At 72.4% G+C, this 13,018-nt stretch carries 14 protein-coding genes; 10 read left to right on the top strand and 4 right to left on the bottom strand.

The genetic code is table 11. The features are described from left to right. Positions 1–786: 786 nt before the first annotated feature. The 3 genes from rsgA to F1615_RS35620 all read left to right on the top strand — a co-directional run bounded on the left by rsgA (position 787) and on the right by F1615_RS35620 (position 3,533). Entirely contained in the window at positions 787–1,884 is a 1,098-nt protein-coding gene (gene rsgA, locus F1615_RS14335) for a ribosome small subunit-dependent GTPase A (RefSeq protein ID WP_149549355.1), read from the top strand. Then, a complete protein-coding gene (locus tag F1615_RS14330; RefSeq protein ID WP_244328730.1) occupies positions 1,881–3,182 on the top strand; it encodes a bifunctional class I SAM-dependent methyltransferase/N-acetyltransferase in 1,302 nt (433 codons plus the stop codon). The genes rsgA and F1615_RS14330 overlap by 4 nt, the downstream gene beginning before the upstream one ends. 180 nt (positions 3,183–3,362) lie before the next feature. Next, on the top strand, positions 3,363–3,533 hold the full coding sequence (locus F1615_RS35620) for a hypothetical protein (protein WP_167533747.1): 171 nt from the start codon (positions 3,363–3,365) through the stop codon (positions 3,531–3,533). A gap of 34 nt (positions 3,534–3,567) precedes the next feature. On the opposite strand, the gene F1615_RS14325 is transcribed toward F1615_RS35620, so the two are convergent. After that, positions 3,568–4,383, bottom strand: a complete 816-nt coding sequence (locus F1615_RS14325; protein ID WP_149549354.1) for an SAM-dependent methyltransferase — start codon at positions 4,381–4,383, stop codon at positions 3,568–3,570. A gap of 96 nt (positions 4,384–4,479) precedes the next feature. Next, positions 4,480–5,355 carry a helix-turn-helix domain-containing protein gene (locus F1615_RS14320; RefSeq protein WP_149549353.1) on the bottom strand — a complete coding sequence of 292 codons (876 nt, stop codon included), beginning with the start codon at positions 5,353–5,355 and terminating at the stop codon, positions 4,480–4,482. A gap of 430 nt (positions 5,356–5,785) precedes the next feature. On the opposite strand from F1615_RS14320, the gene F1615_RS14315 reads away from it, so the two are divergent. The 3 genes from F1615_RS14315 (at position 5,786) to F1615_RS14305 (ending at position 8,147) form a co-directional block, all read left to right on the top strand. Further along, entirely contained in the window at positions 5,786–6,199 is a 414-nt protein-coding gene (locus tag F1615_RS14315) for an ATP-binding protein (protein WP_244328729.1), read from the top strand. A gap of 158 nt (positions 6,200–6,357) precedes the next feature. Continuing rightward, on the top strand, positions 6,358–7,191 hold the full coding sequence (locus F1615_RS14310; protein ID WP_149549351.1) for a pentapeptide repeat-containing protein: 834 nt from the start codon (positions 6,358–6,360) through the stop codon (positions 7,189–7,191). Between the two features lie 224 nt (positions 7,192–7,415). Further along, positions 7,416–8,147, top strand: a complete 732-nt coding sequence (locus F1615_RS14305; RefSeq protein WP_149549350.1) for a lysophospholipid acyltransferase family protein — start codon at positions 7,416–7,418, stop codon at positions 8,145–8,147. Here F1615_RS14305 and F1615_RS14300 read toward each other — a convergent pair. Continuing rightward, the gene (locus F1615_RS14300; protein ID WP_149549349.1) at positions 8,099–8,545 is read right to left on the bottom strand and encodes a DNA-binding protein; all 447 of its coding nucleotides are present in this window, start codon (positions 8,543–8,545) and stop codon (positions 8,099–8,101) included. The genes F1615_RS14305 and F1615_RS14300 overlap by 49 nt on opposite strands. A gap of 138 nt (positions 8,546–8,683) precedes the next feature. Here F1615_RS14300 and F1615_RS14295 point away from each other — a divergent pair, with 138 nt between their 5' ends. From F1615_RS14295 to F1615_RS14285, 3 genes are all read left to right on the top strand, one after another. Further along, complete coding sequence (locus F1615_RS14295) at positions 8,684–9,118, top strand: SRPBCC family protein (protein ID WP_149549348.1); 435 nt, start codon at positions 8,684–8,686, stop codon at positions 9,116–9,118. A gap of 88 nt (positions 9,119–9,206) precedes the next feature. Further along, the gene (locus tag F1615_RS14290; protein WP_149549347.1) at positions 9,207–10,685 is read left to right on the top strand and encodes a glutamate-cysteine ligase family protein; all 1,479 of its coding nucleotides are present in this window, start codon (positions 9,207–9,209) and stop codon (positions 10,683–10,685) included. Between the two features lie 48 nt (positions 10,686–10,733). Further along, positions 10,734–11,186, top strand: coding sequence for a universal stress protein (locus tag F1615_RS14285; protein ID WP_149549346.1), 453 nt, complete (start codon positions 10,734–10,736; stop codon positions 11,184–11,186). An 85-nt stretch (positions 11,187–11,271) separates the two neighbouring features. Here the strand turns inward: F1615_RS14285 and F1615_RS14280 are convergent, their stop codons facing one another. Beyond that, entirely contained in the window at positions 11,272–11,994 is a 723-nt protein-coding gene (locus F1615_RS14280; RefSeq protein WP_149549345.1) for an FAD binding domain-containing protein, read from the bottom strand. A gap of 229 nt (positions 11,995–12,223) precedes the next feature. Between F1615_RS14280 and F1615_RS14275 the strand changes: the two genes are divergently transcribed. After that, complete coding sequence (locus tag F1615_RS14275) at positions 12,224–12,961, top strand: D-Ala-D-Ala carboxypeptidase family metallohydrolase (protein WP_244328728.1); 738 nt, start codon at positions 12,224–12,226, stop codon at positions 12,959–12,961. The last annotated feature ends 57 nt before the right edge of the window (positions 12,962–13,018 follow it).

The raw sequence follows: 13,018 nt of genomic DNA, 5'->3' as shown, positions 1-13,018 counted from the left end.
ACTGCTGTCGCCCGGCGGACCCCCTACCGTGATCGTTGCGACCTGTGGTGGGTGCTCCGGCCGCCGCAGGTGAGGTGCACGCATCTACTGCGGCAGTGCGCGCCCGCGTCGTACACCGCGGCGGTCGAGCGGTACCTCACCGGCGCGGGCATCGCGAAGTCCTCACCGTCAACCGGGAGCTGTCCATCGCGCGCAAGGCGATCGGCTGGTGGCAGCGCCAGGGCTGGATCGAAGGCTGATCCGACGATCGGGATCGAGCGGCGCCCGGCACTCCCGGACCGCACCAAGGCCCTGGCCGAGAACCAGATCGCCGGCCTGTGGCGCCTGGACGTCGCCCTGCGGGAGAAGCCGTTCTGCAAGACGCTCCACGAGTCCGACGCGCGGGCCGACGAGGTGCTGGCGTCTGCCGGCCAACCCCCTAGCCCCACCCGAGGACATCGAGGGCCTGGACGGGTGGACGCTCCACCGGCTCCGTCACGGCACCCTGCCGCCCACCGACGGACCTGAGCCCCCGTGCACCGACGCCCTCCGTCCCCGGCGTTGTCCGACGCCGGGGACTGGATGTGTTAGCGTCTAGTGGCACAGGGACAATCGGGTCAACTGCGAGACCGGAAGGGGGAGGTGAGTTGATGTCTGCCGTGAAGGCCGCTGCCGTGTGCAGCGCACGCCGGACCATCCTCACGTCCCGGACCCCGGTCTGACCTGACCTTCACCCCCGCCCAAGCCCCATGGCTCACGGGGGCGGAGCATCGCGCTCAACGGGGTCCTTGTTCAAGGGTCTCTGCGTTGTCTCAATCCACTTTCCACCATGCTCAGCCGTACTCCCTGGCGGACTACGGCTGGGACGAGGCGTGTGAGCACGCCTTCGCGCCCCATCGCGAGGCCGGCCTGATCCCGGCCCGTATCGTGCGAGCCGAACGCGGCTCGTGTGAAGCAGTCACCGACGCCGGAATCCTCCGTGCGGAGATCCCCGGTGCCGCCGATCAGAAGAATCCGCTGTCGCCGCCATGCACGGGCGACTGGGCCGCCCTGCGTCCCGCCACCACCAGTCACGGACCAGTGCTGCACGCGGTACTGGAGCGACGCACCGCCCTGGTGCGATCCACCGCCTCGCGTACCTCCCGTGGCCAGGTCCTGGCCGCCAACATCGACACGGTCGCGGTGACGGTGTCGCTGGGTACCCCGCTGAAGCACGGCAGGACCGAACGCATGCTCGCCCTGGCCTGGGAGAGCGGCGCCCAGCCGGTCGTGGTGCTCACCAAGGCCGACCAGTGTGCCGACCCGCAACTGGCCGCAGCCGAGGTGTCCGAGGTGGCACCAGGCACGGATGTGCTGGTCACCAGCGCCGTGACCGGGCTGGGCCTGGACACCCTGACGGCCGTCCTGAACGGCACCGTCGTGCTGCTGGGCCCCTCCGGCGCAGGTAAGTCCACTCTGGGTAACCAGCTGCTGGGCGAGGAGCGGCTGGCGACCGCCGCTGTGCGCGACGTGGACGGCAAGGGGCGGCACACCACCGCATGGCGGGAGCTGATTCCGCTGCCCGGCGGCGGGGTCCTGCTGGACACCCCCGGTCTGCGCGCGATCGGCCTGCACGACGCGCAGGACGGGCTGGAGCAGACCTTCGCCGAGATCGAACACCTCGCACAGGGCTGCCGGTTCACGGACTGCGCACATGTGAGCGAACCCGGCTGCGCGGTGCTGGCTGCCGTCGAGGCAGGCGAGATTCCCCCGCGCCGTCTGGACAGCTACCGCCAACTGCTGAGGGAGAACGCCTACGCAGCCTCCCGCACCGACGCTCGGCTGCGCAACGACCGCGAGGCCGCCAGGAAGGACATCACGCGGCACCTGCGTGCCACCTATCAGTTCCGGGAGCGCCAGCTGTGAACGACACCGACACACCCGACCACGCTCCTGGCACCGACCCGGTGACGGAGGCGTTCTTCGCCCTGCACCACGATCTGCCCCGGCAAGGCCCCGGCTCGGACGCCACCACACGGCGCCTGCTGGAGATGGCCGGGCCATTGCCCGAGAGCCCGCGGGTGCTGGACGCGGGCTGCGGCCCCGGCCGCTCCACCCTGCTGCTGGCGGAGGAAGCCGGTGCGCATGTGACCGCGGTCGACTTGTACCAGCCCTTCCTGGACGGCCTCGCCGCCGAGGCGGCCCGCCGGGGCCTGGGCGACCAGGTCACGGTCGTCAACTGCTCGATGGACCGGCTGCCCGTCCCCGATCACAGCTTCGACGTGATCTGGGCCGAGGGGTCCGTATACACCGTCGGCTTTGACGTCGCCCTGCGCGCCTGGCGTCGCCTGCTCGCCCCGGGCGGCGTCCTCGTCGTCACCGAAATCGAATGGACCGTGCCCAACCCCGCTGCCCCGGCGCGCGCCTACTGGGACGCGGCCTACCCACTGCGCACCCACGCCGCGAACACCGACGCCGCGCAGGCCGCCGGCTATCGCCTCCGCGCGCACTGGCCGCTGCCGGAAAGCGACTGGTGGGACGAGTACTACACGCCGCTCACCCAGCGCCTGGCCCGAGAGGACCCCCAGCAGCCCGGCATGCCGGAGGCCCTGGCCGCACACCGGACAGAGATCGGCATGCGGCGCGAACACGGCAGCGACTACAACTACGCCGCCTACATCCTCAGCCCCCACGACACCACTGAGAACGGAACCATGACCACCTGGACTGCCCGTCCCGAAACCGCCGACGACATCCCCGCCGTCCGAGACGTCCTCCTCGGGGCCTTCCCCACCGCCGCCGAGGCCGACATCGTCGACGCCCTGCGCGCCGACCCGACGGCGTGGATCGACGGCCTGTCGATGGTCACCGCAGCCCCCGACGGCACCCCGGTCGGGTACGCGCTGCTCACCCGCTGCCACGTCGACGGTCAACCTGCCCTGGCCCTGGCCCCGTGCGCGGTACTGCCCTCAGCCCAGCGCACCGGTGCCGGCTCCGCGGCCATCCGCGCCGCCCTGGCCGCCGCCCGGGCCACGGGAGAGAACCTCGTTGTCGTCCTGGGACACCCCGACTACTACCCTCGGTTCGGCTTCACGCCAGCCTCCCGCTTCGGCATCCGAGCCCCCTTCGAAGTACCTGACGAGGCCATGATGGCCATGGCTCTGGACGACACCCGCCCGGTCCCGGCGGGCACCATCCAGTACCCGGTTGCGTTTGGCGTCTGACCGCTCCTGTGGCGCCCCGGGGCTTGTTCCCTGGGCGCCACAGCCTTCCCGGGCCGCGTATTTCCGGATGACCTGGGAGGAAGAGGACCTGCTGCAGCAGCAGCGTGTTGACGTGGACCAGGGCGGACTGGAGCAGGCGGAAGGCGAGCACGGCCCCCTCCTGAACCGGAGAACAGGGCCGTGGAGGTGTGTCTCGACGCGGCCAACGGGGCGAGCGCGGCAGTGGCCCGCCGTGCCGGGCTCACCGAGACCGGACGCGGGCCGACGCCCGAGGGGGTCACGGCTCCGGGCGAAGTGGGCATCGAGGTCGTGTGGCGGGTGACCGCGGACGGGTGGGCGGCGGGACACTGACGCGCCGGGGCCCGTGCGGCCCCGGCGCGTGGTGCTACGGCTTGCGGGCCACCGCTCCGTACATCGCGATGTCCTCGTCACGGATGCCCTCCTCGCCGGTGCCGTCCGGGTGCCACTTGTGCACCTGGACGATGCCCGGCTCGACCAGCTCCAGACCGTCGAAGAACTCGTGGGCCTCGTCGAGGGTGCGCAGCCGCATCGGCATGTTGCGGGCCGCGTACTCGCGGGCCACCCGGCCCACCTCCTCGGGGGCGAACTCCGCCGTGCCGATCGTCATGGCCAGGTAGCTGCCCGGGGGAAGCGGCTCCAGCAGTCGCCGGACGATGCCGACGGCGTCGTCCTCGTCGAGGACGAAGTGGACGATGGCGATGACCGTCAGCGCCACCGGCCGGTCCAGATCGAGGGTCTCCCGCAGCTCCGGGGCGTCCAGGATGCTCGCCGGGTCACGGAAGTCGGCCTCGACGTACGACGTCCTGCCCTCGGGTGTGCTGGACAGGAGGCCCTGGGAGAGGGTGAGCACGATGGGGTCGTTGTCGACGTAGACCACGCGTGACGCGGGCGCCACCGACTGGGCGATCTCGTGCAGGTTCGGGGAGGTGGGGATGCCCGTGCCGATGTCCAGGAACTGGCGCACCCCCGCTTCCTCCACGAGCCAGCGGACCGCCCGGTTCATCCAGTCCCGGTTGGCGCGCATGTGGACGGGGAGCGCGGGCCACTCCCGGGCCATGGCGTCGCCGGCCTCCTGGTCCGCCGGGTAGTAGTCCTTCCCGCCGAGTATGTAGTCGTAGATCCGCGCGGAGTGTGCGTTCTCGGTGTCGATGCGGTCGGCCGGCCATCCGTTCTCGGTCACCTTCGGGTCTCCTTCGTACGTCGTGGGGCGGCTGGGTCGGGACATGGCGGACGGCGTGTCCCCCGTGGGCACCGCCGGGTCGGAAGTCCCCGTGCTTCACAGGTCCTTGCGGATCCGTTCGAGGACGGCCTCGGTTCTCGGCACGGGCGTCGCCTGGGCGCCCACCCGGTCGAGGGCCTCCCGGTACACCACGACGTCGGCGCCCTTGTCGAGGTAGACGGCACCGACCAGACCGTCGAGGTAGACGACATCGGGCAGTTCACGTGCCCGGAACCGCAGGAGCTGGAAGGCGCCGGCGCGCATGGCGGGGTGCGGGCCGCCTGCGAACGGCATGATCTGCAGCGTCACGTGGGGCAGTCGCTGGATCTCGATGAGGTGATCGATCTGGGCGCGCATCACGTCCGCGCCGCCGACCGGCCAGCGGAGCACCGTCTCGTCCATCACCACCCACACCCGTGGTGGCGCCTCGCGTCCCAGCAGCTCCTGCCGGCGCATCCGGAGGGCGATCCGGCGCTCGGTCGCCTCGGCCCGGGCGTGCGGGTTGCCGGCGTCCAGCAGGGCGCGCGCGTAGGCCTCGGTCTGCAACAGCCCGTGGACGAACTGGCTTTCGTAGGCGCGGATCTGCGAGGCCGCCTGTTCCAGGCTGAGATAGGCGGCGAACCAGTCGGGCATGACATCGCGGTAGGTGTGCCACCACCCCCGCTTGTTGGCCTCACGTACCGACTTCAGGAAGGTGTCGATCTCCTGCTGGTCCGTCACACCGTAGACACGGAGGAGCTTCTCGGCGTCCGCGAGTCTGAGCCGGGCGACCTTGGCGGCTTCCATCCGGCGGATCGTGGAGTGGCTGACCCCGATGGCCGCGCCCGCCTCCTCGTAGGTCAGTCCGGCCCGGGTGCGCAGCTCCTCGAGCTGCCTGCCGAGGATCATGCGCAGGACGGAAGGGGCACCGCCCCAGTCGGTCTCCGCGGTCACGCCGTGCCCCCTCACATCGGTGTCCCGGGTTCACCGTCTCACGCGCTCGATCACCGCGGACACATTCGATCAGGCGCTGTCGGAAGCAGCATGCCTGCAGCCGGATGCAATTTTCAACTTGCCTGTTGCGGGGCACCGTTGACCGGTGCCAAAGTGTTCGCACCGTCCCCGCGGCCCGCTGAACGGCCGTACGGAGCAGGCCGGTTGACCCCCGGCCGGCCGTGACGGCACCCCCCGCGCGAAAGCAGACGAAAGGCCCACGGAGATGGCTCGGCTCCCCTTACCCAGGCCGCTGCAACACGCCGGGAGCGAGCTCTCCCCCAGATCGCCCGGAGGCGGGCACACGGCTCCACTCCCCCAGCCGGACGGCTCCGGCCGTCTCGCCTCCGGGTCCCGCCCTCCTCGTGAGACACGCGCGTTCGACCTGCCGGTGGCCCCGGCCTCCGTGCGTACGGCCCGGAGCGGGGTGCGCGAGCTGCTCCTCGCGCGGGGCGTGGGCGACGAGGCGTGCGACAACGCTGTCGTCGTGACCTCGGAGCTCGTCACCAACGCGCTCACCCACTCGGCCGGTGACCGGATCGTGTGCCGGCTGCACCTGTCGGCGGACGTGATCCGCGTCGAGGTCGAGGACCAGGCCCGCGGCACCGGACTGCCGGTCCTCCGCCGGCCGGGCCCCGACGACCAGAACGGCCGCGGGCTGCTCCTGGTCGACGCGCTCAGCGACGCCTGGGCGGTCGCCCGTGTCCCGGGCCGGCCCGGACGCACGGTCTGGGCCGAACTGCCCCGGAAGGCGGGGCCGTCGTCGCCCGCGTCACCGTGCGGCCCGGATCCGCGCGCGGACTGACGGCGGCCGTGGCGGCGGCACGCCCGGTTGAGGCAGCCGTCCCACCGGGCGCCCCTGAGGGCCACCGGGCCCCGGCAGCCGTCGGCCGTCTGCGAGAATGAGGCCGATCCCGGAGCGCCGCGGTGTGCGGTGCTCGCCGCACGACTGGAGCACACACGGTGTCGCCACAGCGCGAAGCCCCCGCCCCCGCCGGGGACCGCCAGGACCTGCGGGCCGACTGTGCCTCGTGCTTCGGCCTGTGCTGTGTGGCCCTGCCCTTCGCCCGCTCCTCCGACTTCGCCGCCACCAAGCCCGCCGGGCAGCCGTGCTCGAACCTCCGGACCGACTTCCGCTGCGGCATCCACGAGCGGCTGCGCGACAGGGGGTACCCCGGTTGCACCGTCTTCGACTGCTTCGGTGCCGGGCAGAAGGTGTCCCAGGTCACCTTCGGCGGCACCGACTGGCGTCGGGACCCGGAGACGGCGCGGAGCATGTTCGAGGTCTTCCCCGTCATGCGGCAGTTGCAGGAGCTGCTCTGGTACGTCACCGAGGCCCTCGCGCTCGCGGCGGCCCGCCCCGTCCACGGGGAGCTGCGGCGGGCGCTGGCGCGGATCGACGGACTGACCCGGGGCAGCGCCGGGTCGATCGTCGAGTTCGACGTGAACGCGCTGCGCGGCGAGGTCAACGCGCTGCTGCTGCGGGCCGGCGAGCTCGCCCGGGCCCATGTCCCGGGCCGCAGGAAGAACCACCGCGGAGCCGATCTCGTCGGCGCGAAGCTGTCCGGCGCCGACCTGAGGGGAGCCAGCCTGCGCGGCGCCCTGCTCGTGGCCGCGGATCTCAGTGGGGCGGATCTGCGGGACGCCGACCTGATCGGGGCCGATCTGCGCGACGCCGACCTCACAGGCGCCGACCTCACAGGCGCCCTGTTCCTCACCCAGGCGCAGCTCAACGCGGCCAGGGGCGACGCGGCCACCGTGCTGCCTCCCGCGCTCACCCGCCCCGCCCACTGGTAGGCGGCCGCGTCACCGGCGGCGATGTGGTGGTCAGCCGGCCGCGTTGTCGACGCGCAGCACCGCGAGGCGATGCGTCGTGGCGGCGGCAGGGCACCGCGCACCCGGCCGCTCCGGCGGGGAGCCGAGTACCCGGCACCGTCGACCCGGGTACGCGTACTCAGGCGCGGGGGGCGGGTGGCGTACGAGGCTGACGGCGAGGTTCCCGTCTGCCGGAAGGACGTCTCTTGCTCAGCCGTACCGCCGCCGTTCTGCTGCCGTTGTTCGGGCGGCTCACCGTGACTCGCGACGCCGAGGAGCCCTTCGCCGCGGGCAGTGTCTTCGTGGCCAACCACGACTCGACGGCCGATCCGGCCGTCGTCCTGGCCGCGCTGCGCACGGTGGGCGTGACGCCCGCCGTCATGGCGACGGCCGGGCTGTGGCGGGTCCCGGTACTGGGACGCGCCCTGACGAAGGGCGGCCACATCCCGGTGCACCGGAGGACCGCCCGCGCGGCCGACGCGCTCGAGGCCGCGGCGGAGGCCGTGCGGTCGGGACGCCATGTGCTCATCTACGCGGAGGGCGGACTGCCCCCGCGCGCGGACGCGGCGTGCGCCGCGCCCCTGCCCTTCCGCACCGGTCTGGCACGGCTGACGGCCGCCACCGGGGCGCCGGTCGTGCCCGTGGGCCAGGCGGGGGCCCGGAGGCTGGCCTCGGGGCCGGCCGCGAAGCAACTGGCCGGTGTGGTCACCGCCCCGGTGCGCCGCCCGCGCCTCCACGTCCACGTCGGCCGGCCCCTGCATCTGCCGCCCGGGACGACCGCCGGGACGGCGGTGGCCCACCGGGCCGTGAGCGCCGCCTGGCGGCAGGCCGCCCGGGCCGTGGGCGAACCGGCCCTCGGCGCCTCCCCCGAGGCCCCGGGCGGTCACCGTCAGTCCGCGTCCGCGTCCGCTTCCGTGCGCCCCGCCAGCCGCTCGTAGCGCTGCCGGGCGGCCTGTGGGCTGCGCAGACCCAATCCGAAGGCGATCTCCGGCCAGGTCATGCCACGTCCCCGTGCCATCTGCAGCAGGCCGGCCTCCAGTTCGTCCATCTCGGCACGGGCGCGCGGCATGAGGGTCAGCGCGGCCGTGATGTCCGCGCGGTCCACCTCGGGTTCGCCGTCCTGGAGCATCGCCGCGCCGCTGAGCAGGAACGACACCAGCCTGACCGCCTCGTGCGGACCGATCACGCCGGGATGGGTCTGCCGGCTGCGTTGTCCGTCGGTGGCCGCGTGCCGTTCGGCGATGCGGAACAGGGAGGCGTGCACCCGTTGCGCGCGGGCCGCGTCGGCACGGGGCGGGGTGAAGGGATCGGTGGGCTGTTCAGGGGTCCGGGCCATGGAACCAGCCTCCTGAATGAACACTTCGTTGTCAACGACATAAACCCTCCGTGCAACCGATGACTTTCCGCGCCGTCACGCGTCTACACCCGCGACCGGCCCCACCGGGGCACGGCGCACGGGACGAAGGACGACACCATGAGCACCGGCACCGGCTTCACCTACACCCTGACCCGCACCCTGGACGCCCCGGCCGACCGGGTGTGGCAGGCGTGGACCACGCCCGACCGCTACGCCCGCTGGGCGTACGCCGCTCCCGGTTCCGTCGAGATGGACGTACGGCCGGGCGGCGTCTGGAAGGCCACCGTGGTCACCCCGGACGGCGGGGAGTTCCCCCTGACCGGGTCCTACCTCGAGGTCGAGCGGAACCGGCTCCTGGTGGTGGGGATGGACGTGCCCGGAAAGCCCGCGCCGCAGGCGATGAGCGTGGAGCTCGCCGAGGACGGCCCGCGGACGCGGATCGTGGTGCGCCAGTCGTGCGACACGGCGGAGGAGCGCGACACGGCCGAGCAGGGCAGCACCATGCTCCTCGACAGCCTGACCGCGTTCCTGGCCGGGGACGCGGCGAACTGAACCGAACCGCTTCACGTGGTCGGACTCGTCCGCCGGTGCGACGCTTGGGTGGACAGGTTCCGAGGACGACAGACCTGGAGGGAGACCGATGGGACGCGACGTCCCGGCGCTCACCTTCACCCGCGAGGACCGCCGCCGATACCGGATCAAGATGCAGGAGTGTCTGGACGCGCTCGCGCAGATGCTGCGCGAAGCACGCTTCGAGGCCGAGCGTCCCCAGGTGGGTCTGGAGATCGAGCTGAACCTGGTCGACGACCGGGCCGAGCCCGCGATGCGCAACACCGATGTGCTGGAGGCCATCGCGGACCCGGCCTGGGCCACGGAGCTGGGCCGGTTCAACCTCGAGATCAACATCCCGCCCCGCCGGCTCACTGCGGGCGGCCCCGATGCCTGGGAGTCGGAGATCCGCGCGGCACTGAACCACGCGGAGCACCGCGCCAGGTCCATCGGCACGCATCTGATCATGACGGGCATCCTCCCCACCCTGCGGCAGGAGGACGTCGGCGAGGGCGCGCTGTCGGAGAACCCGCGCTACCGGCTGCTCAACGACCAGATCTTCGCGGCGCGCGGGGAGGACCTGCACATCGAGGTGACCGGTGTCGACCGGCTGCGCACCTACGCGGACACCATCACCCCGGAGGCCGCGTGCACCAGTACGCAGTTCCACCTCCAGGTGTCACCGGAACAGTTCGCCGACTACTGGAACGCGGCGCAGGCCATCGCCGGGGTCCAGGTCGCGCTCGCCGCCAACTCGCCGTTCCTGTTCGGCAAGGAACTGTGGCACGAGACGCGCGTCCCTCTGTTCGAGCAGGCCACCGACACCCGGCCGCAGGAGATCAAGGCGCAGGGGGTGCGCCCCCGGGTGTGGTTCGGCGAGCGGTGGATCACCAGCGTCTTCGACCTCTTCGAGGAGAACCTGCGCTACTTCCCGGCCCTCCTTCCCCTGTGCGACGAGCAGGACCCCGCGGAGACGCTGACGCGCGGTGACATCCCCGAACTCGCCGAGCTGACCCTGCACAACGGCACCATCTACCGCTGGAACCGCCCCGTGTACGCCGTCGCGCACGACAAGCCGCACGTCCGGGTGGAGAACCGGGTACTGCCCGCCGGCCCGACCGTCGCGGACACGCTCGCCAACGGCGCCCTCTACTACGGGCTCACCCGTGCCCTGGTGGAGGAGGAGCGGCCGGTGTGGTCGCGGATGTCCTTCTCGGCGGCCGAGGACAACCTGAGGGCGGCGGCGCGCTACGGCATCGACGCCCGGCTGTACTGGCCCGGCATGGGGGAGGTGCCGGCGGCCGAACTCGTGCTGCGGCGGCTGCTGCCGCTGGCGCACCGCGGGCTGGAGCGCTCGGGGATGGACGAGGCCTGGCGGGAGCCGCTGCTCGGCATCATCGAGCAGCGCTGCGTCGCGGGCCGCAACGGGGCGGTGTGGCAGAAGGAGATGTTCCACCACATCGACGCCACCGCGCACTGCGGCCGCCACGAGGCCCTGCGGCGCATGACGCAGCAGTACATCGAGTACATGCATCTCAACGCCCCGGTTCACACCTGGCCCGTGGAGTGACACGGGCGGCGCGGGAGATGCGGACAGCGACTGGTGAGTGAGGTAGGCATGCAAACCACTGAACCGGCACCGCGGGTGGTCGTGGGCGTGGACGGATCACCGGCGTCGTACGAGGCACTGCGCTGGGCCGTGCGCCATGCGCGGACGGTCGGCGCGGTGGTGGAGGCCGTGCACGCGTGGGAGACCCCGTCGTCCGTCGGGTGGGCCGGCCCCGTGATCGAACCGGACTTCGACGCCGAGCAGGCACGGCGGCTCTTCGCCGACGCACTGAGCACCGCGTTCCCCGGCGGGCGGCCCGCCGAACTGCGGGAGCGACTGATCGAGGGCGATCCCTCCGAGGTGCTGATCCGCGCCTCCGAGGGGGCGGAGCTGCTGGTGGTGGGCCACCGCGGACGGGGCGGGTTCGCCCGGGCGATGCTGGGCTCGGTCAGCCAGCGCTGCGCCCAGCACGCGCCCTGCCCGGTCGTCGTGGTCCGGCACCGGCAGGACTCAGGCAGCTGATACGGCCCGCCGTCGAAGGCGGCGTGCCCGTGTGCCGTCCGGTCGGCGCGGATGGCGGAGTTCCTTGCCCGTGCCCGTGCCCGCGTCAGCGGTCCGCGGAGCGGTTCAGTATCCCGTTCACCTCCCGGCCCACCGCTTCTCGCGCCTGGGCGGGGAGCGCCCCCAGGCCGGTGCGGTCCAGGGCCTCGAGGGTGTGCTCGGGTCCGCTGTGGCAGGGGATGGACTCGCTGGTCACCTCGTAGCCGTCCCGGACGGCGACGAAGAGGCGGGGCCGGCCGTCGCTCCCGGCGTGCACGGCGGTGGCGACGACGAGGGGCGGCGGGCCTCCCGCTTCGCCGGGCGCCTTGTAGTACCCGCTGGTGACCGGGTCGCGCCAGCGGAGCCCGAGCAGCAGGTGACGCTTGGCCACCACCTCCGCCAGGTCGGTCTCGTAGGTTCCGTCCCGGTCCAGTACGGTCGCCCGGGCGTCCAGGACCAGCGCCGCGGGCAGCAGGCAACGCAACGTGCTGCCCACGAGGTTGCCGCCCACGGTGGCCGTCCGCCGTACGGCGCCGGTGCCCACGGTGGAGGCGGCCCGGCGCAGCACCTCCGGCATCCGGTCGTCCACCTGGTGCAGCAGGACCGCGGCACCCAGCGCCTCGCGTTCCATCAGATTCGCCTGGGGCAGCTCGCGCAGCGACATCGCCTGCTCGGGGAAGCCGTCGCGCTGCCAGAGGGCCCACACGAGTGTGGCGCCGCCGACGGGCACCGCTCCTTCCCCCAGATACCGCTGTGCTTCGGACAGGGACGTGGGCAGACGCAACAGCACGACGGTCGACCTGCTTTCCTCAACCGGAGCGGAGAACAAGGGATTTCAGGAGTGATCGCGGGCACTGCATTGTCCGCACGGAACCGGGGGCGCGTACAGGGCTCACAGGTCCGGTGTGTGCGCCCATCGGGAGGGGACCTTGCGCTGGGCCGGGTGCTTGCTCCATGGTTGACGCGCGTCACATGGCTCGTCACCCAGCTGAACCCCCCGTCCCTGAACCGGAGATCGCATGTTCGGACGCGCTGTACGACTACTTCTCTCGATTGTCATGCTCATGGCTGGAATGGTCGTGGGTACCGTCGCCACCGCGGGCACCGCGCACGCCGACGGCTGCTACACCTGGACCCGCACCCTGTCCCAGGGCGCCTCGGGCGCCGATGTCAGCCAGCTGCAGGTCCGCCTCAGCGGCTACCCGGGCTACGGGTCCGTGCTGGCCGTCGACGGCAGCTTCGGGCCGGCCACGGCAGCCGCGCTCAAGCGCTTCCAGTCGGCCTACGGCCTGGCCGCGGACGGCGTGGCCGGCCCCAACACCTACAACAAGCTCTACGCCCTCCAGGACGACGACTGCACGCCCATCCACTTCTCCTACGCCGAGCTGAACCAGTGCAACTCCACCTGGTCGGGCGGTGCGGTCAGCGCCGCGACGGCCAAGTCCAACGCGCTGCGGACGATGTGGAAACTGGAGGCCCTGCGGCACGCGCTCGGCGACCAACCGATCCGGGTCACCAGCGGCTTCCGGTCCTACGCCTGCAACGACGCCGTGGGCGGGGCGAGCGGCAGCCGCCATCTGTACGGTGACGCGGCCGACCTCGGCGCGGGACCGCACTCCCTGTGCACGCTGGCCAAGCAGGCCCGCAACCACGGCTTCAACGGCATCCTCGGCCCCGGCTACCCGGGACACAACGACCACACCCACGTCGACCACCGCGCCGGCCGGTACTGGTCCGCGCCGACCTGCGGCGTCTGATCCGGCCACAGCCGCCCGGTGGTTCCCCGGCCCCACTCCGGGGAACCACCGGCGCGG

Source organism: Streptomyces marokkonensis (assembly GCF_008312835.1).
GTDB lineage: Bacteria > Actinomycetota > Actinomycetes > Streptomycetales > Streptomycetaceae > Streptomyces > Streptomyces marokkonensis_A.
This window is presented reverse-complemented; position numbering and strand designations above follow the sequence as displayed.

Bases quoted from the DNA above. Each gene is read 5' to 3' on its own strand.
- F1615_RS14300 (WP_149549349.1), bottom strand. From the start codon at position 8,545: ATGGCCCGGACCCCTGAACAGCCCACCGATCCCTTCACCCCGCCCCGT.
- F1615_RS14295 (WP_149549348.1), top strand. From the start codon at position 8,684: ATGAGCACCGGCACCGGCTTCACCTACACCCTGACCCGCACCCTGGAC.
- F1615_RS14290 (WP_149549347.1), top strand. From the start codon at position 9,207: ATGGGACGCGACGTCCCGGCGCTCACCTTCACCCGCGAGGACCGCCGC.
- F1615_RS14285 (WP_149549346.1), top strand. From the start codon at position 10,734: ATGCAAACCACTGAACCGGCACCGCGGGTGGTCGTGGGCGTGGACGGA.
- F1615_RS14275 (WP_244328728.1), top strand. From the start codon at position 12,224: ATGTTCGGACGCGCTGTACGACTACTTCTCTCGATTGTCATGCTCATG.